General features: G+C 52.4%; 17 protein-coding genes and 2 pseudogenes. 6 read left to right on the top strand and 13 right to left on the bottom strand.

From position 1 onward, the window contains the following. Positions 1 to 14: 14 nt before the first annotated feature. Positions 15 to 593, top strand: coding sequence for a hypothetical protein (locus UNDYM_RS28105; RefSeq protein WP_162044103.1), 579 nt, complete (start codon positions 15 to 17; stop codon positions 591 to 593). 15 nt (positions 594 to 608) lie between these two features. On the opposite strand, the gene UNDYM_RS28100 is transcribed toward UNDYM_RS28105, so the two are convergent. Both UNDYM_RS28100 and UNDYM_RS28095 read right to left on the bottom strand, forming a co-directional pair. Beyond that, on the bottom strand, positions 609 to 1,433 hold the full coding sequence (locus UNDYM_RS28100) for a DUF4124 domain-containing protein (RefSeq protein ID WP_162044102.1): 825 nt from the start codon (positions 1,431 to 1,433) through the stop codon (positions 609 to 611). A 123-nt stretch (positions 1,434 to 1,556) separates the two neighbouring features. After that, a complete protein-coding gene (locus tag UNDYM_RS28095; RefSeq protein WP_162044101.1) occupies positions 1,557 to 2,723 on the bottom strand; it encodes a mandelate racemase/muconate lactonizing enzyme family protein in 1,167 nt (388 codons plus the stop codon). Between the two features lie 105 nt (positions 2,724 to 2,828). On the opposite strand from UNDYM_RS28095, the gene UNDYM_RS28090 reads away from it, so the two are divergent. Then, on the top strand, positions 2,829 to 3,719 hold the full coding sequence (locus UNDYM_RS28090) for a LysR family transcriptional regulator (RefSeq protein ID WP_162044100.1): 891 nt from the start codon (positions 2,829 to 2,831) through the stop codon (positions 3,717 to 3,719). A 31-nt stretch (positions 3,720 to 3,750) separates the two neighbouring features. Here UNDYM_RS28090 and UNDYM_RS28085 read toward each other — a convergent pair whose 3' ends face one another. Continuing rightward, positions 3,751 to 4,488: a siderophore-interacting protein gene (locus tag UNDYM_RS28085; RefSeq protein ID WP_162044099.1), complete on the bottom strand. Its 738-nt coding sequence runs from the start codon at positions 4,486 to 4,488 to the stop codon at positions 3,751 to 3,753. 38 nt (positions 4,489 to 4,526) lie between these two features. Here UNDYM_RS28085 and UNDYM_RS28080 point away from each other — a divergent pair, with 38 nt between their 5' ends. Beyond that, positions 4,527 to 4,997: a MarR family winged helix-turn-helix transcriptional regulator gene (locus UNDYM_RS28080; protein ID WP_162044098.1), complete on the top strand. Its 471-nt coding sequence runs from the start codon at positions 4,527 to 4,529 to the stop codon at positions 4,995 to 4,997. Between the two features lie 32 nt (positions 4,998 to 5,029). Then, on the top strand, positions 5,030 to 6,094 hold the full coding sequence (gene hisC, locus UNDYM_RS28075; RefSeq protein WP_162044097.1) for a histidinol-phosphate transaminase: 1,065 nt from the start codon (positions 5,030 to 5,032) through the stop codon (positions 6,092 to 6,094). 57 nt (positions 6,095 to 6,151) lie between these two features. Here the strand turns inward: hisC and UNDYM_RS28070 are convergent, their stop codons facing one another. Then, positions 6,152 to 6,595, bottom strand: a complete 444-nt coding sequence (locus UNDYM_RS28070; protein ID WP_162044096.1) for a hypothetical protein — start codon at positions 6,593 to 6,595, stop codon at positions 6,152 to 6,154. 58 nt (positions 6,596 to 6,653) lie between these two features. Continuing rightward, entirely contained in the window at positions 6,654 to 7,139 is a 486-nt protein-coding gene (locus UNDYM_RS28065) for an asparaginase domain-containing protein (RefSeq protein WP_110254445.1), read from the bottom strand. A 150-nt stretch (positions 7,140 to 7,289) separates the two neighbouring features. Here UNDYM_RS28065 and UNDYM_RS28060 point away from each other — a divergent pair, with 150 nt between their 5' ends. After that, positions 7,290 to 8,066, top strand: a complete 777-nt coding sequence (locus tag UNDYM_RS28060) for an L-asparaginase (protein ID WP_232063623.1) — start codon at positions 7,290 to 7,292, stop codon at positions 8,064 to 8,066. Between the two features lie 21 nt (positions 8,067 to 8,087). On the opposite strand, the gene UNDYM_RS28055 is transcribed toward UNDYM_RS28060, so the two are convergent. From UNDYM_RS28055 to UNDYM_RS28025, 8 genes and pseudogenes are all read right to left on the bottom strand, one after another. Then, positions 8,088 to 8,528 (bottom strand): GNAT family N-acetyltransferase, encoded by a 441-nt coding sequence (locus UNDYM_RS28055; protein WP_197740958.1) that lies wholly within the window; start codon positions 8,526 to 8,528, stop codon positions 8,088 to 8,090. A gap of 23 nt (positions 8,529 to 8,551) precedes the next feature. Further along, positions 8,552 to 9,067: a TlpA disulfide reductase family protein gene (locus tag UNDYM_RS28050; protein WP_162044095.1), complete on the bottom strand. Its 516-nt coding sequence runs from the start codon at positions 9,065 to 9,067 to the stop codon at positions 8,552 to 8,554. Positions 9,068 to 9,228: 161 nt separating this feature from the next. After that, on the bottom strand, positions 9,229 to 9,816 hold the full coding sequence (locus tag UNDYM_RS28045) for a YdcF family protein (protein ID WP_162044094.1): 588 nt from the start codon (positions 9,814 to 9,816) through the stop codon (positions 9,229 to 9,231). Between the two features lie 70 nt (positions 9,817 to 9,886). After that, complete coding sequence (locus UNDYM_RS28040; protein WP_162044093.1) at positions 9,887 to 10,699, bottom strand: bifunctional diguanylate cyclase/phosphodiesterase; 813 nt, start codon at positions 10,697 to 10,699, stop codon at positions 9,887 to 9,889. Between the two features lie 96 nt (positions 10,700 to 10,795). Then, positions 10,796 to 10,930: pseudogene (locus UNDYM_RS31430) on the bottom strand (hypothetical protein); the annotation flags it as partial. Positions 10,931 to 10,986: 56 nt separating this feature from the next. Then, positions 10,987 to 11,232, bottom strand: a pseudogene (locus UNDYM_RS31425) (diguanylate cyclase domain-containing protein); the annotation flags it as partial. Positions 11,233 to 12,218: 986 nt separating this feature from the next. Then, positions 12,219 to 13,478, bottom strand: a complete 1,260-nt coding sequence (locus tag UNDYM_RS28030) for a hypothetical protein (RefSeq protein ID WP_162044091.1) — start codon at positions 13,476 to 13,478, stop codon at positions 12,219 to 12,221. A gap of 486 nt (positions 13,479 to 13,964) precedes the next feature. Beyond that, the gene (locus UNDYM_RS28025; RefSeq protein WP_162044090.1) at positions 13,965 to 14,918 is read right to left on the bottom strand and encodes a D-2-hydroxyacid dehydrogenase family protein; all 954 of its coding nucleotides are present in this window, start codon (positions 14,916 to 14,918) and stop codon (positions 13,965 to 13,967) included. A gap of 384 nt (positions 14,919 to 15,302) precedes the next feature. On the opposite strand from UNDYM_RS28025, the gene UNDYM_RS28020 reads away from it, so the two are divergent. Then, positions 15,303 to 17,153 carry a phosphoenolpyruvate carboxykinase (GTP) gene (locus UNDYM_RS28020; RefSeq protein ID WP_162044089.1) on the top strand — a complete coding sequence of 617 codons (1,851 nt, stop codon included), beginning with the start codon at positions 15,303 to 15,305 and terminating at the stop codon, positions 17,151 to 17,153. The last annotated feature ends 31 nt before the right edge of the window (positions 17,154 to 17,184 follow it).

Genomic DNA, 17,184 nt, shown 5'->3' with positions numbered 1-17,184 from the left:
TCACTATTGCTGTCTTGCGTGACTTGCTGTCACCCTGGGGAGAATTGCGCCCGCAAGCAGCAAGTGACTGGCAGGGCGAAATAGCCCTGCCAGCGGTTCTTGCCAGCTTCTATGAACAGCTGGGTCCCTGGGGTGAAATAGTCCACGAAAAAGTCGGGCCTACTGGTCTATCACTGAGTGCTGGCGGTAATCCTGTTGATATACCGATACTCAAAAACCTCTGGTCCCGCCAGGCTTGCTATCGCTGGCATGGCAATACTGGCGAGCGTTTGCCTGAGTGGCAAGAGCATTGGCTGGTGATAGCGACCGAAGGCAGCAATCCCTTCATGCTTGATACCATATCAGGGCAAGTGTATTTTGCCCTGGCCGGTGGCAAACCTGACTTTCAGTTGTTTGCACCGGACTTGCTGACAGCCTTTGCCGCCATCGCCTGCGTCGCAAATACCATGCGAGAACTGGATGAGCAGGCTTTTGATGACACCTATGAATTGACAGCCGCCGCACGTGAGCAAGTCACTCGTGACCTGGATAAGCTACTGGCTGGCAGTGCAGACGCCCGTCAGATGTTGGCAGCCTGGCGCTGGTATTGCTGAGCTGCCAGATAAATCTCAGCGTAGACCCCAATACTGTTCTACCATCCTGTAACCCAGAGGGTCATAATTTTTCAAGCCAGCCTTGTCATAGGGTTGGTAGTCACCACCGACAAAATACATCGCACTCAATTCGGCAAAATACTCACGCTCATTGGTGAGTGCGTAAGCAGTGGCCAGCGTCTTGCCTTTATAGGTTTCCACATTCTTATACAAACTGGCACGTTTTGCCGCTTCCCAGATATCGGTGATTTCCGGATGTTTGGCTGGCCAGTCGCGCAAATGCCAGGAATGACTTATCTCGTGGGTCAGGGCTTTTTTAGTCCACAGCTCATCCAGTGACATCAGATTTGTTGCGCTGTAAATGATCACTGCATCCTTCCAGGCAGGATCGTACAAAGGCAACCTAAGAGGATCGACCCGCTTTACGGCACGCATACCTGATTTCTCTCCTCCTTTAGGAGATTTTTCACCCCACATCAGGTAAAAATTAAGCGACTTGACATGCTGGTGTGATGCTGTGGGCAATTTGCCCAGAATCTCAGTCAGTGCTTGCTGTAATTTGTTGCTTGCAGCAGTAGTGAGCTTGGGATCAGCGGCGGCCATATCCTGCTCGACCAGTATCTTCCAGTCGCCAGCGATGGTTTGGTAGCTGCGGCGGGGCGAGCTAAAATTTGCCTTGCCCGAAGTGGCAGAATCATGTCCCTGAAATTTTTGCACCTGCCCTTCGCACTTCGCCGCGCTGTCTGTGTAGATGGTTTTGCCATTTTCATCTTTGCAGCTGAGGATGTCGCCTGCGAAAACAGAAGCTGGGAGTAAGGGCAACACTAATAGAGTGAGCAATCGCCTGCTTCCTGCGGGTGAAAAAAGCTTGGATTTGTACATGCTGAAGCCAAATAAAATGCGGTGCGCCACTATACAGCAACAGAACCCAGTCGTTAAATTTGTGTCGCCCGCCTCAACCCACTACTCTGCCAGCTTGCGCATCTCTGCATACAAATCTGTCTTACCTTCAAAGCCTATGCCAGGCAATTCTGGCAGCATGATGTGGCCGTTGACAACCTTGACACCATCCGGGAAACCGCCATAGGGCTGGAACAAGTCAGGGTAGGATTCATTGCCACCCAGGCCAAGGCCTGCGGCGATATTCAGCGACATCTGGTGGCCGCCGTGGGGGATGCAGCGTTTGGCTGACCAACCATGTTCGCGCAACATGTCCAGCGTGCGCAGATATTCGACAAGACCGTAGCTGAGGGCGCAATCGAATTGCAGCCAGTCGCGGTCAGCACGCATGCCACCATAGCGTATGAGATTGCGGGCATCCTGCATGGAGAACAGGTCTTCTCCCGTCGCCATGGGATTGGGGTAGTAATTGCGCAGCGTGGCCTGCAATTCAAAATCCAGCGGGTCACCCGGTTCCTCATACCAGAACAGGTCGTATTGCGACAGCGCCTTGGCATACTGTATAGCAGTGTCGAGATCGAAACGACCATTCGCATCCACCGCCAGCTTCTGACCATCGCCGAGTACGCTGAGGATGGAGTCAATGCGGCGCAAGTCTTCATCGAGCGAGGCGCCACCTATCTTTTTCTTGACCACGGTGTAACCACGGTCAATATAGCTGCGCATTTCATCCTTGAGTTTGTCGTGGTTCTGGCCGGGGTAGTAATAACCACCTGCTGCGTAGACAAAGATATTGCGGTCTGGCGTACCGTTGCCATAGCGCTCTGCCAGTAACTGGAATAGCGGCTTGCCCTCTATCTTGGCGACAGCATCCCAGACTGCCATATCGATAGTACCGATAGCCACCGAGCGTTCACCATGACCACCGGGTTTTTCATTGGTGAACATGCAGTTCCATATCTTGTGCGGGTCGAGGTTGTCGCCTGCCTCATTGATGAGGCTTTCTGGTTCAGCTTCCAGCACACGTGGGATGAAGCGTTCGCGCATGAGCTTGCCTTGACCATAGCGGCCATTGGAATTGAAACCGTAACCGATGACGCGCTTGCCATCTCTGACCACATCCGTCACGACAGCGACCAGGCTCAGCGTCATCTTGCTGAAATCAATATAGGCATTGCGTATGGGTGAACTGATGGGAACGGTTTGTTCGCGGATTTCTACGATTTTCATTTGGCTTTGTCCTGACAGGTGTAAAAGGGAAGCTGTATGGTCCAAAGCTTACTCTTCATTTTAAGAGATATAATTCACTCATATTGAAACCATTATTTACTTCAAGTGAATATTGATATTGCCCCTGAACTGACTTTTTTCGTGCTGCTGGCCAAGCTGGGCAGTTTGTCGGCGACGGCGCGCGAACTGGGTATCACCCCGCCTGCGGTGACCAAGCGCCTGATGCTGATGGAACAACGCCTGGGCGTGCGTCTGGTTAACCGCACCACACGCCGCCTCAGCCTGACCAGTGAAGGTGAGTCCTATCTGGTGCAAGCCAGACATATTCTGGACAGTATCCGCGACATGGAAGAGTCGGTATCCAGCAGCCGCGGCATACCCAAGGGCTTGCTGCGGGTAAATGCCACGCCAGGCTTTGGCCGTACTCACATCGCACCGCTGGTGTCACGCTTTGCCCATCTGCATGCAGAAGTCGAAGTGCAATTGCAACTGACTGACCGTCCGATAGACCTGGTGGAAGCAGCCTATGACCTGGCGATACGCTTTGGCGAATTGCCGGATTCGCGCCTGGGTGCCCGCAAGCTCATGAGCAACCGGCGCTTTTTATGCGCCTCACCCGCCTATCTGAAACAGGCCGGGCATCCGCAGACACCGGCAGATCTGCATCGTCACCGCTGCATCCTGCACAGGCAAAATGATGATGTGTATGGCACCTGGCGACTGGAAAAAGGACGCAAGGAAGAACTGGTCAAGGTGCGCGGCGCGGTGTCCAGCAATGATGGGGACGTGGTGCTGAACTGGGCACTCGATGGCCACGGCATACTGGTGCGCTCGGAATGGGATTTGAATAAATACCTGGAGAGTGGCAGGCTACAGATAGTCTTACCCGCCTATACCTTGCCAGCGGCTGACCTGTATGTGTATTACCTGAGCCGCCGCCAGCAACCTGCCAGGGTCAGGGCATTGATTGATTTTTTGGTGGAAGAGTTCAAATGAGAATCCGGTGGTAGCCGGATTTCGTCATTGATCAGCTTTCCAGGTTTTCATGATGCGCAATCAAACCCCGCTTCCAGTAAGCCGCCACCCTCATGGCAGTACCAGCATGGCCTTTTTCTTCTGCCAGTATGCGGCGTGTTGCAGCCATGGTGGCAGCTTCACCGGCGCACCAGGCATAGCCATCGCCCGCTGGCAAAGGCAGCGCGCGCAGGGTATCCAGAAACTCTTGTGCGCTATCTACCCAGACTATACTGATATCTGCCGCACTGCTTAATTCACGGCGCTCGGCTGGTGGCACTTGCAGGATGACGATGACGCGCACCCCGGCTGGCAATTCTTCCAGACGTCGCGATATCGCTGGTAAGGCGGTTTCATCACCGGCCAGCAAATGCCATTCATAGTCGGTGGGAATGACTAAAGAACCACGCGGCCCGGCGACAGTGACTCCATGGCCAACATCTGCCTGGCTGGCCCAGGCGGCAGCGGGGCCATCACCGTGTATGGAAAATTCCAGCACCAGCTCGCCTTTGGCGGCATCGTAATGCCTGGGTGTGTAATCACGCATGACAACATTGTCACTGTCAGCACCCAGTATCAGTTTAAGATGATCATCAAAGGAGGCACTGATAAAACCCGGCAGGTCAGCACCACTGAGAGTGATGCGGCGGAAGTGCGGGGTCGGGCTTTCAACACGGACAACTTGCAGATTACGGCGTTTGATTTCATGGCGTATGCGTTGTACGCGGCTGGTTTCAGAGGCTATACTCATTTATTCACCCATCAAATTAGTTGACAATATCTACTATAATGCGCAAAACAAATGACAATGTCAACCATTCTCAAGAAAATAATGAGGATGGGGTGCTGGACCTTATCCATACGGTCATGCATCAATACCGCTCCAAGCAATACCAGGCCCTGCGCGATGGCCCGCATGACATCACCCACATGGAAGGCAAGGTATTGAGTTTTTTTGGCCATCATCCCGGTGCTACCCAGAGTGAGCTGGCCAAGCATAGTGGCCGCGACAAGGCGCAACTGGCAAGACTCATCAAGGGCTTGCGTGACCAGGGCTTGCTTGATGCCGTTGCCGATGAAGCAGACAAGCGCAATGTCAGGCTGACTTTGACTATAGATGGGCAAAGCGTATTGACAACATTACGCCAACAGGCCAAACGTCTGAATACCCTGGCATTGAAAGATATGGCCAGCAATGAGCAGCAAGAGTTATTGCAACTCTTGCGAAGAGTTCAAGTTAATCTGAACACCGGATCTTAAAGATTTTTTCCTTAAAGCAGAATTGTCAGATCATGAGTAAATACTGGAGTGAAGTTGTCCACAAGCTGAATCCTTATACCCCTGGTGAGCAACCAAAGATGGCCAGGCTCATCAAACTCAATACCAACGAAAACCCTTACCCGCCTTCACCCCGTGTTCTGGCGGCGATACAGCAAGCCACCAATGCTGATTTGCGTCTCTATCCTGATCCCGGTTCAGATCATTTGCGTAGCGTGATCGCCAATTATCATGGCCTGCAGGCAGACCAGGTTTTTGTCGGCAATAGCTCGGATGAAGTGCTGGCCCATGTGTTCCAGGCCCTGCTCAAGCATCAGCGGCCTTTGCTTTTCCCCGATATCAGCTACAGCTTTTATCCTGTTTATTGTGGCCTGTATGAAATAGCCTACAGCAGCGTGCCACTGGATGCAGAATTTCAACTGAATGTGGAAGATTATCTGCAAGAAAATGGCGGGATTATTTTTGCCAATCCTAACGCCCCCACTGGCTGCGTCGTGCCGCTGGAAAAAATCGAATTCCTGCTGCAACACAATCGCGATACGGTAGTCGTCATTGATGAAGCTTATGTGGATTTTGGTGGCGAGACAGCGATTGCGCTGATTAAGCGCTACCCCAATTTGCTGGTCGTTCACACCCTGTCAAAATCCCGCTCCCTGGCTGGTTTGCGGGTAGGTTTCGCGGCAGGGCATGCAGATTTGATTGCAGGTTTGAACCGCGTCAAAAACAGTTTCAATGCTTACCCGCTGGACAGGCTGGCAGTAGCCGGCGCGATTGCGGCATTTGAAGACCAGGATTATTTTTTGCAAACTTGCCAGGCAGTGATGGCGACGCGCGAAAGGCTGGCGGCAGCTATGCGGGATTTGGGTTTTGAAGTCTTGCCATCAGCGACGAATTTTATTTTCGCCCGTCACCCTCGTTTTGCGGCAGAAGAAATCGCCCTGGGTTTGCGCCAGTCCGGCATCATCGTGCGCCATTTCAAACTGCCGCGCATCAATGAATTTTTGCGCATTTCCATAGGTACAGATGATGAAAGTACTGCGCTGCTTGCGGCCTTAAAACTATTGGTAAAACAAGGCTGAAAAGTGCTCACTCAGGCCATCTGGATAACACCAGCTCTTCTATATTATTCGGGTCATTCAGTTTCTTTTTAGCCTCTGCCCAGTCGGCAGGGGCGGGTACGGTTTTTTGGTATGCACGGCAGTGTCTATCGCCATCTTCATGCCAAATACCAGGATGCCACTTTGTACATCGACTGGCGGGATTTTTTTGACGATTTCATAAATCTGGTTGTCGTAATATTCATGCACTGCGGGGGTCATGTCGAGCCAGCAGGTGACTTCACCGTCTGAGCGTACAGCCACGACCAGGTAACCTGCGCTCTCAGGCATCTTGGCTTTTTTGAGGGCCTTGTAAATCTGTGTTTGCAAGGCACGTGTATAACGGCCGAAAGTATCGACATTGATGCCTTTTTTTTCCAGCTCGGCTTGCGACTGGAAAAAATAGACAGAATCAAAACGCGTTTCTGCTGCCTGCGTCAGGGTGGAAAAACACAGCAATAATGTCGCCAGCAGCAGTTTCATGGTGGTCTCAATTCGTCTCTATTAGCCTTACCCAGTCTTAGCGGATTTTACTTCGGGTTTACTTATTCACGAATACGCCAGCTTCACGGTTTTTTTGTACATCATTCCAGGGGAAGACCTTGCCATTCATGGCGACGTGCACACCAGCTGGCAAGAGTTGCGCTGCGCTGCAGGCAAAGCCCAGATTGAAGAAGGCATCGGAATTGGCGATTTCGTAAGGGATCATGGCGCCGGTAAACACGATGGTCTTGCCCAGATTGGCAGCACCCAAAACTTCTGCCGTTTCACGCATGGTGTCGGTACCATGAATGATGACAATCGCCTTTTCTGCCGATTGCTGGCAAGCCTGCAAGACGGTATTGCGGTGGCTGTCATTCATGTCCAGCGAATCCACCAGCATGCAGACTTCCAGCTCTACTGGTATCGTCAGACGTGCACGTTTCAGCACTTCGGGCAGGTGGCTGTCAGCAAAGCTGAGCTTGCCGGCCAGTTCATCATAATGTTTATCAAAAGTGCCGCCAGTGGCGATGATGCGCAATGTCATGGTCTTGTCTCTGTAGATGAAGAATTTGAAAAATTTTTTTAGATTAGGCACATTGTAACGCGCATAGGGGGCCAGTGAAAACTGCTACACTAAGCTGTTGCATTTCATCGCATACAGCTTGTTGATACATCCCAGATACACCAGAGATATATGAAACCGATTGCCCCCGGAACCGTTATTTTTCACCGCCATCGTGGCTATGGCGTGCTGACTGCCGTCAACTTGCTGAGTGGCTGGGTGGCAGCGCGTTTTGGTGATGAAAAACGTACCCTGGATTTGAACTTGTCGACAGATGAAGTCCAGCATGCCGATGGCGAACCCATACTGTTTCGCCGTACCCCGCCAGAACGCATGCCGCATGCGCGTTTGATGGCCATGGTCAGGGACTTGCATGCTGCTGGATATCAAAAACTCTATCTGTATAGCTGGCCCAAGGCGTCTGGCCTGCACTGGCGCTGGCAGTTATTCACAGGCCCGCGCAACTGGATGCAAAGACCCTGGCGTGAAGGCTGGTATGGTTCAGGTGCTGATTACAATTTCAACCCTGTCATGGGCTGGGGCGATGCACCCGGTGCCAGTACGGCTGAACTGATAGAGACCCTGGCGCGCTTTGATCCGGCTGGCCTGGCGAATGCACTGGGTCAGGATGAAGATCACACTGCCTGGTTTGCGGCGGTTTGCGATGCCTTGCTGCCGAATTATGCCTATAGCCTGGGGGCAGATAGCCCAGAGCAGCCCTTGCCATTGCACCTGCCCGTGATCGCTGTACGCCAGCGTCTGCCTGACTGGCAAGGTGAAGGTCTGGCTTATCCACCTGGCTGGGAAAAAACTTGGAGTCCCGACAGCCTGCAACGCCGCCAGCAACAGCGCGCCGTGGTCAGGCATGATGTCATACCTACCAGTTGGAGTTTGCCGCTGGAATTTTGAGTTTGAATGCAGGCGATAAGCTCAGATTATTTTTCTGGAAAGATGGTGACAACTCAGGTCGAAACCATTATTCAGGTATAGCCTGTGTGCATCATGCCTTTGGTAACCAGTATCGAGATGCAACTCACTGCAATTCAATATCTTTGCCTGATGTTTTACCCATTCCATCAAGGCTGAGCCCAAACCGGCATTTTTCTTTTGCGGGTGGGTGATCAAGTCATCGAGATAGAGTATCTTGCCCCAGGCCAGGTAATGCTGCACGCGATAACCGGCAGCAGCGACCACCTCACCATCGATGCAGATGCAGGCAATGGTATAGCCTTCAGCGACCTGGGTTTGCACCCGGCTGATAAACTCCTCTTCATCCAGGTGGGGCCGCAAGTAGCTAAATACGGTGTAGCACTGACGCAGGTTTTCTACCTGGCTGGTATCAACTATGCTCACTTCGTATTTCATGTCCATGCCTTTCCCCCTCTGGCCAAGAATCAGGAACCCAGCGATTCCCACAAATTATCCCAGTCATTCGGCTGGAAACTGCCTTCGCGCTTTAAGACCAGCTGGCCTTTGGGATTAATCACAAAATGCGTAGGCTGGCTGACGATAGTGCCAAAATTATCCTTATACCCTGGTGTATTGCGCCAGATGATGGGGAAACGTTGTTCTGCAGGCACGGCCAGATTGATCAGTTGTACATAAGAGTCAAAATCTTTCTTGTCTGCATCAATATTGATCGCCAGCAAGACAAAATTGCGTTTCATATTGCCAACATAAAACTCACGCATGAGCTTCAAGTCGCGTGCGCAGAGATTGCAACCCGCCGTAAAAAAACTGACCAGCAGGGTCTTGCCTGCGTAATCACTGATGGCAAGCTTCTTGCCATTCAGCTCAGCCCCTTGAAAACTCATCTGCTGGCTATCTTTGCCTGCCTGTGCGGACACAGAAAAACTGGCCACAGCCAGCGTGGCTGCAGTAAGAACGCTGAGTAATTTTGTTTTGTTCACGATAGGGACTTTCTATAAAGGTATGTGCTTATACGTGAATAATACGACAGATATAAATTAGTCGCCGCCTTGGTCCATCTGCTTACAGAAATTATTTCAAGACAGCCAATGTGAAAGTTTCATTGTCAATGCAGTACTTTGCTGATCCGCACAAAACAGGCTCACTGCGTCTGTGGATTACTGAACGTATACTCAAAATATGCAACCACCTCGCGTGCCAGCGAATAGGCATCACGCACTTCGTAATGCGTGGAATGTACATGTCCTACAGTCTCAACACCGTATTTTTTCATCGCCAGCTGGAAGCGTGCAATGTGAAAAAACTGGCTGGCCAGCATCGTGGTTTTCCAGTTTTTCTCCCGCATCAGGGCGGCGGTATTTTTTGCCGTGGCAAACGTGGTGATACCCTGGTTGTCGGTAAACACAGCCGCATCTGGCACACCATGATCAACCAGGTATTTTTTCATGACGGCAGCTTCATCGTGGCCTTCTTCGCCCATGCCGCCACTGACCAGGATGGCTTTGCATTTTTGTGCTGCAAATAAATGCATCGCAACATCAAGACGGCCACGCAAGCGCTCAGATGGTTTGCCATCAGGGTTAACCGTATTGCCCGGGACGACGACCAAGTCTGCCATCACGATCTGATCACGCAAACCCAGGGTAGAAATGGCTGCAGCCATGAACAGGAGGCAGATCAGCAAACCCAGGCTGAATTGTTTGATTTTCTTTTGCAGTGAATAAGGCATGGAAGCTAGGGATTAATAAAGACGAACCCGCATGCTAAGCCTTTTCACAGGGGATTGCAAAAAGATGCACTCAGGCAGACAACACTGCCCTGCGGTTAATTTGCCAGGAGCGCGCCCATTGGTTGAAGACATCAGCAGGCATGGGCTTGCAATAATGATAGCCCTGGGCGATGTCACAACCCATGTCCTTCAGTTGCTGTTCTGCCCTGGCACTTTCTACGCCCTCGGCAACCACCCTGAGATTGAGGTTATGTGCAAGTTGTATCGTCGATAGCACAATGGCACGGCTGTTGGCATCGGTTGCCATGCTGCGCATGAAGCTCTGGTCTATCTTGAGTTCATCTATCTTCAGGTCCTTGAGGCTGGCCAGGGAAGTATGCGCGGTGCCGAAATCGTCTATGGACAGGCGAAAGCCCAGCTTGTGCAGGCTCAGCATGTTTTGCAGTGCGGTCTCGGGGGTATCGGCAAAGCTGGCTTCGCGCAGTTCAAGGACGATGGCTTCGGCAGGTATATTGTATTCTTTGAGCAGGCCATGCGCATCATCGATCAGTTGATGGTCGAGTATGCAGCGCGATGAAAGGTTGATCGAGACAAACAAGTCCAGGCCTTCGGCACGCCACCTGGCAAGCTGGCCAAAGGCCTCGCGCATGGTCCACAAAGTAAAGGCTTTGATGAGGCCAGATTTTTCTGCGATGGGTATGAATTCTGCGGGGGCGATGGGCCCGGATACCGGGTCTATCCATCTGGCCAGGGCTTCGGCACCAATGACGGCACCGGTTTGCAAATCTATCAGGCCCTGATAATGCAGGCTGAGCCCGTTTTTGTGCAGGGCCTCATGCAGTTGTACAAAGAGCAGTTGCTGCCGGTTGAATTGAAGCTCCATGCTTTCATCATAAAAAGCCAGACCCTGGTTGGCGAATTGCGCCTGCAACATGGCCTGGGCCGCCTTTCGTAACAGGGTTTCTGCATCACCTGCGTGACTGGGAAAACTGGCAACACCTGTGGTGTGATCGATATGGACCGCGTAGTTATTGATCTTGTATTCGAGGCGAAAGGCCAGTACGTCCCGGATGATCTCGCTGGCATTGATGTCTTCAGTATGCTTGCGGTAGATACAGACAAATTCATCGCGTCTGACGCGGGCAAAAATACCCGCGAACCTACCGTAGCCGTCATGGTCGCGGCGATATAGCGCATCAGTTTGTCGCTGGCATCTGGCCCTATGAGATTGGCTGTCTCGAACATTTTTTTCAGACGTATATGTGCCACCAGCAGGGTGTGGCCACGCTCCTGGGCGTTGGCGATTTCCCTACTCAGGATATCCAGCAGGCGCAGGCGGTTCGGCAGGCCGGTGACGCCGTCCTGGTAGGCTGCCAGTTCCAGCTTGCTGACATAATCACGGGTCTTGGCCTGCATGCCCTGTTCACTGACATACAGTTTTTCTTCGAGCTGGCTGCGGCTGAAATTATAGGCAAGCGCAATCGCGGAATAAAACAACAGCGCTACACTGGCCTGCAATATGAATTTTTCATCGTAGGCATAGGCAAAGGGAAAAATGCTGCTGCCCGCCAGCATGCTGAACGCCATGGCAAGCAGCCACACCAGGCTCCATTGTGCGCCCTGACGCTGCCCCTTGAGCCATAAGGCCAGGAAGGGAAAAGCATAAATCCACAAGATGCCGCTGCCAGCAATACCACCCAGCAAACCCAGGGCAACACTGGCCAGCAGGGCAAACAGCAAAAGCAGGGATTCAGCCATGGCCAGCAATTTTTCATGGCTGGACATAAAAAAAGCAGCACCCAGCATGAGCACGGCAGTAAGGGCAACGATGATGCCGGGCAGGGGATAACCGGACTGCAGGTAATTAGCCAAAGCCAATAACAGCGCGCATGGCAGGGCCACATACACAAGCTGTCTGACATGGGGTTTGCGTTGATGGGCACCAAGCTCATGCCGGGCCAGCATGCCAAGCACGCCCTTTACTATTCCTGTATGTGGCATCAATAGTCTCATCGCAAGGCTCTCCCGACATCAGTGGATAAGGACAAAGCTCAAGGTTCGTGGAGGTACAGAGCTAAGAGCCAGCGACAGGATTTATTGGTCAGCAGCAATCATGAAAAGTATCCCGGATGACAGAAATTGATCAATGGCAAGAATTAGCCCCTGATCACTGGCTTTGATGTAGAGTTTAGTGCATTTTTTACAAAGTTAAAGTATTTGCAATGCTATTTTTGAAATATTTTCCCCTGTGTTGGAAAATCGCCAAGTCATGCTGGCAGCAGGCAAGCCGCGCTGATCTGGCGGGGGGAAAATGCCAGGAGCATGGTCAGGAAAGGCGGATCATGCGAAACGGCATGCGCAGCGTTTCGCATGGATGCACGTCCAGCGCACAGCACCCAGTGTCAGGTTGGTGGTGGTGTGTGTTTTACCTGCGGACACTGAAATGGCGCAACGGCATTCACGGCAGGCAGGGTCCGGTATTGATTAAAGAAATTGAGGAAGCCGCGATAGCCATTCCAGGTGCCGGAAGGATCATCGTAAGTAATGGCAACACCATAGCAGACCTGTAACTTGCTGCCGGCACCGGCATTGCCATAAGCCAGATTCATCGCAACGCCGAAGTTGGCGTCATGTTCATCAAACCAGGTGTTCCAGATATTGTCGGCATCATGCCATTTCAGTTTTTTCCAGCAATACTGACTGGACCAGTCGGTAGAACAATAATTCTGCAAGCTAACGGCACTGATATTCGCTAGTGCTTCATCGTACATCAGCACCATGGGCGGGATGGAAGATGAATTCCCTACCGCTCCCAGTGAACAGCCAGCCTTGTAGCCTGGCGGTTGCGGGAATTTTGGATCGGCTTCAAAAACTGCATAGGAAGACGGCAAGATGAAACTGCTTTCTACCGTGCTGCGGTCATAGCAAGTCTGGGCCTGGTAATCCCAGATCGCATTGGCCTTGGAAGATGCTGAGCGCCAGGGGCGCTGTACCTCAATGGCAGCCGCATCGTCCTTGATACCCCACAGCATATTGAGAGAACCGCGTGACTGCCCGATCAGGAAGAGATTTTCAGGATCGATATGCAGTTGTCCGGCGTTATAGCGCATGAATTGTATGCCGTCACGGATATCGGTATTCCCCGGAGCAGCGTTCAGTTTGGCGTCGTAGGATGCGACCGGGTGCCGGAATTCCAGCGTGATGACGGTGTAGCCTGCATTCAGTGCCTGCACCAGCACACTCTGGAACAGGGTTGATGTCGCATAGGGATTGTCGCTGGGCGTGCTGCTTTCCTTGTACATGAATTTTTCTGTCTGCCCGTTGGGATGGGTGAAGATGACCACTGGCCGCTTGGTCCCCTGCGGGTCTTTGGCAGGATCAAGCGGGCTGTAAACCGAGGCGCGCTGGGTCAGGTAGGCGCCGGAACCCGGCTCCCACCAGACTGCCTTGTCGGCATAGCAGTAATTGTCGCTTTCCCAGAATGTAATTTGCCCGGAATGATTCTGGTAATCGAGGTAGGCAACAGTATGACTTTTGGCGGCTGGCAGTTTGCCCTGGCAATCTGGCGCAGGCAATGCTGCACCCTGTGCATGGGCGGCAGCCGCAGCGAACGACAGGCAACAGAATGCGGCCTGTACGGCTAGTTTGTAGAAAGACTTCATGAAATACTCCCTGTAATTTTTTTGACAGTGTTGAACTGGATAAATCGTTTTTCTGCTGTTCGACTTCAATAAAAACAAGGGGATTCAAGGCAAAATACATGCACTGTGGATGGCTGTCCCGGCCAGGATTTTTACAGTCATTTTTTTTGCTGACATGCATCGCATGTATCAGCGGGCAGATGCGTTTATTTTTACTTTGTAGCCCAATGCGAGGCTGATTTTAGTCTTGATTTTCTGGCTACATCCTTGCTGTTACTGCAGATTACAAATGACAACAAGCTGTCATTTCTTCATCAAGAAAATATACAAACAGCAATGCAGGCAAATGCGGGATTACGGGGCAAATGGGGGACTTTGCCAGGTTTTCGGCAAGGAGAGGGCTACAAAACGAAACATGGGGCAGACAGCAAGCTGCCTGCCCATTTTGAAGACAAAGAGGTCTTTGCCACCCGCTTTATACAAGCGGCTCATTTACAAACGGCTGACTCAGGCGCTGGCAATATGATCAAGGATGTTCTGGAAGGCAATACGGAAATACAACTCGTAGCTGCTTTGCTCCACGTATCCCAGATGCGGTGTGGCCAATACATTTTCGCGATGTAAAAGTGGATGATCAGCAGCGACAGGTTCACTCTCGAAAACATCAATCGCCGCAAAACCGGGGCAGCCTGCATCGAGCGCGGCTTCCAGCGCACCGGCCTGCACGAGTTCGGCACGACTGGTATTGACGAACAAGGCGTCAGGCTTCATCAGCGCCAGGTCAGCCTGGCTGACGATGCCACGGGTCTCGTCATTGAGGCGCAAGTGCATGCTGATGATGTCGCACCCGGCAAAAAATTCTTCCTTCGATGCGGCCACCAGCAAACCGTCTGCGGCAGCCTGCGCGCGGCTGGGTTCACGCCCCCAGACCATGACTTGCATGCCAAAAGCCTGGGCGTAGCCTGCGATCATCTTGCCTATCTTGCCGTAACCCCAGATACCCAGGGTGCGTTTCTTCAGGACCCGCCCCAGCTGGTTATGCGCAGGATTCAGGGAGGAGGTTTGCCAGGCCCCCTCCTGCAAGAGCTGTACATAATTGGTCAGGCGGCGCGATGCTGCCATGATCAGTGTCCAGGTCAGCTCGGCCGGCGCGGTCGGGTCACCTATGCCTTCCAGCACGGTGATGCCGAGCTCAGCCGCAGCTTCCATATCAATATTGCCTGCTACCTTGCCTGTCTGTGAAATCAATTTGAGGTTCGGCAACTTTTGCAGAAGGGCGCGTGTCAGGCGGGTGCGTTCACGTATCAGCACGACAGCGTCAAAAGCCTGCAGGCGTATCGCCAACTGGCCAGTACCCACGGCAGTATTGTTGAAGACCTTGACTTCATGGTCCTTCAACAATTCGAAACAGGCTAATTGCCGGACTACATCCTGGTAATCATCAAGTATGGCTATCTTCATGGGCTTTATCCTTAATTATTATTAATTGAGCTTAAAACAAGGGAAAATCTTTATTCCGGGTTTTATTCAAGTCTGGGTTGAAAAATCTTCACTTTCATAAAACGTAAAACAATGATAATGAAACTGAGGCAAAATTCGCTTCCGGCCAGACTCGCGTGTACAATGTCCGCCTACGTAGCTTTTAGATTCTTCCGCCCCGCGCCATCCTGCCGGGCGCAAGCCAGGAGCCAAGACACCCTCTTGTCTTCGTATTATCCGACAGAACCGCCGCTATGGTGTTCGCCTTGCTTGAGCGCTCCTGCGATCGCATCGCCACAATCTAACGACGATCCTGCCGTGCCGCTACACCGGTTTTTTTATTGAAATGGCATTGGAGGTAGTATCGTGAATCAACCCATCATGAAAGGTGTGGCTGCATTAAACGCACCCGCTTACGTGAAACATCAGAAATTGATCAACTGGATCGCCGAAATGGCGGCTTTGACCAAACCTGACAATATCTATTGGTGTGACGGCTCGCAAGAAGAGTATGACCGTCTGTGCGCACAAATGGTTGCCGCTGGCACCATGAAAAAGCTCAATGAAGCCAAACGCCCGAATAGTTACCTGGCCTGCTCCGATCCGTCGGACGTCGCCCGTGTCGAAGACCGCACCTATATCTGTTCGACCAACAAGGAAGATGCGGGCCCGACCAATAACTGGATGGCCCCGGCAGAAATGCGCGCCACCCTGAACCCGCTGTTTGATGGCTGCATGCGTGGCCGCACCATGTATGTCGTGCCTTTCTCCATGGGCCCGCTGGGTTCACCCATCGCCCACATAGGCGTGGAGCTGTCTGATTCGCCTTATGTTGCCGTCAACATGCGCATCATGACGCGCATGGGTAAGGCCGTCTATGACGTTTTGGGCACGGACGGTGATTTCGTGCCTTGCGTACATACAGTAGGCGCACCATTGACCGAAGGTCAGGCCGACGTTGCATGGCCTTGCAACAGCACCAAATACATCGTGCATTATCCAGAAACGCGCGAAATCTGGTCTTTTGGTTCCGGTTACGGCGGCAATGCACTGCTGGGCAAGAAATGCTTTGCCTTGCGTATCGCATCGACCATGGGCCGTGACCAGGGCTGGCTGGCTGAACATATGCTGATCCTGGGCGTTGAATCACCAGAAGGCAAGAAGCATTATGTGGCAGCGGCCTTCCCGTCTGCCTGCGGCAAAACCAATTTCGCCATGCTGATCCCTGCCATCAAGGGCTGGAAAGTCACCACTATTGGTGACGACATCGCCTGGATCAAACCTGGTGCGGATGGCCGTTTGTATGCCATCAACCCTGAAGCCGGTTATTTTGGCGTGGCACCTGGCACCAATACCGCGACCAATTCCAATTGCATGGCATCCCTGACAGCCAACACCATCTTCACCAATGTCGGCCTGACCGATGATGGCGATGTCTGGTGGGAAGGCATGAGCAAGGAAGCCCCAGCGCACCTGATAGACTGGCAAGGCAAGGACTGGACACCAGAAATCGCCAAAGAAACAGGCCGTAAAGCTGCCCATCCGAATGCCCGTTTCACGGTGGCGGCAACACAAAACCCGGTCATCGATGCAGCCTGGGATGATCCTGCTGGCGTGCCTATCTCGGCCTTTATCTTCGGTGGCCGTCGCTCAACCACGGTGCCTCTGGTGACAGAAGCCCGCAACTGGGTAGAAGGCGTCTACATGGCTGCGACCATGGGTTCTGAAACCACCGCTGCTGCCGTAGGCCAGCAAGGCGTGGTACGTCGTGATCCTTTCGCCATGTTGCCTTTCATGGGTTACAACATGAGTGACTATTTCCAGCACTGGCTGGACATGGGCAAGAAGATAGAAGCAGCGGGCGCAACACAGCCAGCCATTTTCTGCGTCAACTGGTTCCGTACGGATGACAACGGCAAATTTGTCTGGCCAGGTTTTGGCGACAATATGCGCGTCTTGAAATGGATGCTGGAACGCATAGAAGGCCAGGCCAATGGTGTGGAAAACATCTTTGGTGTTACGCCTACCTTTGCCGACCTGAACTGGGAAGGTTTGAACTTCACACAAGCGCAGTTCGATACCATCACTTCCATCGACAAAGCCGCCTGGGAAGCAGAGTTGAAACTGCACACCGAGCTGTTTGAAAAACTGGCTTACCATTTGCCAGTTGAGCTGGAAGCGACCCGCGTTGCCCTGGAAAAACGCCTGGCAGCATAAGCCATCGTTTTCTGGCAATGACAAAAACGCG

It is taken from the genome of Undibacterium sp. YM2 (assembly GCF_009937975.1).
Lineage (GTDB): Bacteria > Pseudomonadota > Gammaproteobacteria > Burkholderiales > Burkholderiaceae_D > Undibacterium.
Note: the sequence above shows the minus strand (reverse complement) of the source record. Positions and strands in the feature narration are given on the sequence as shown.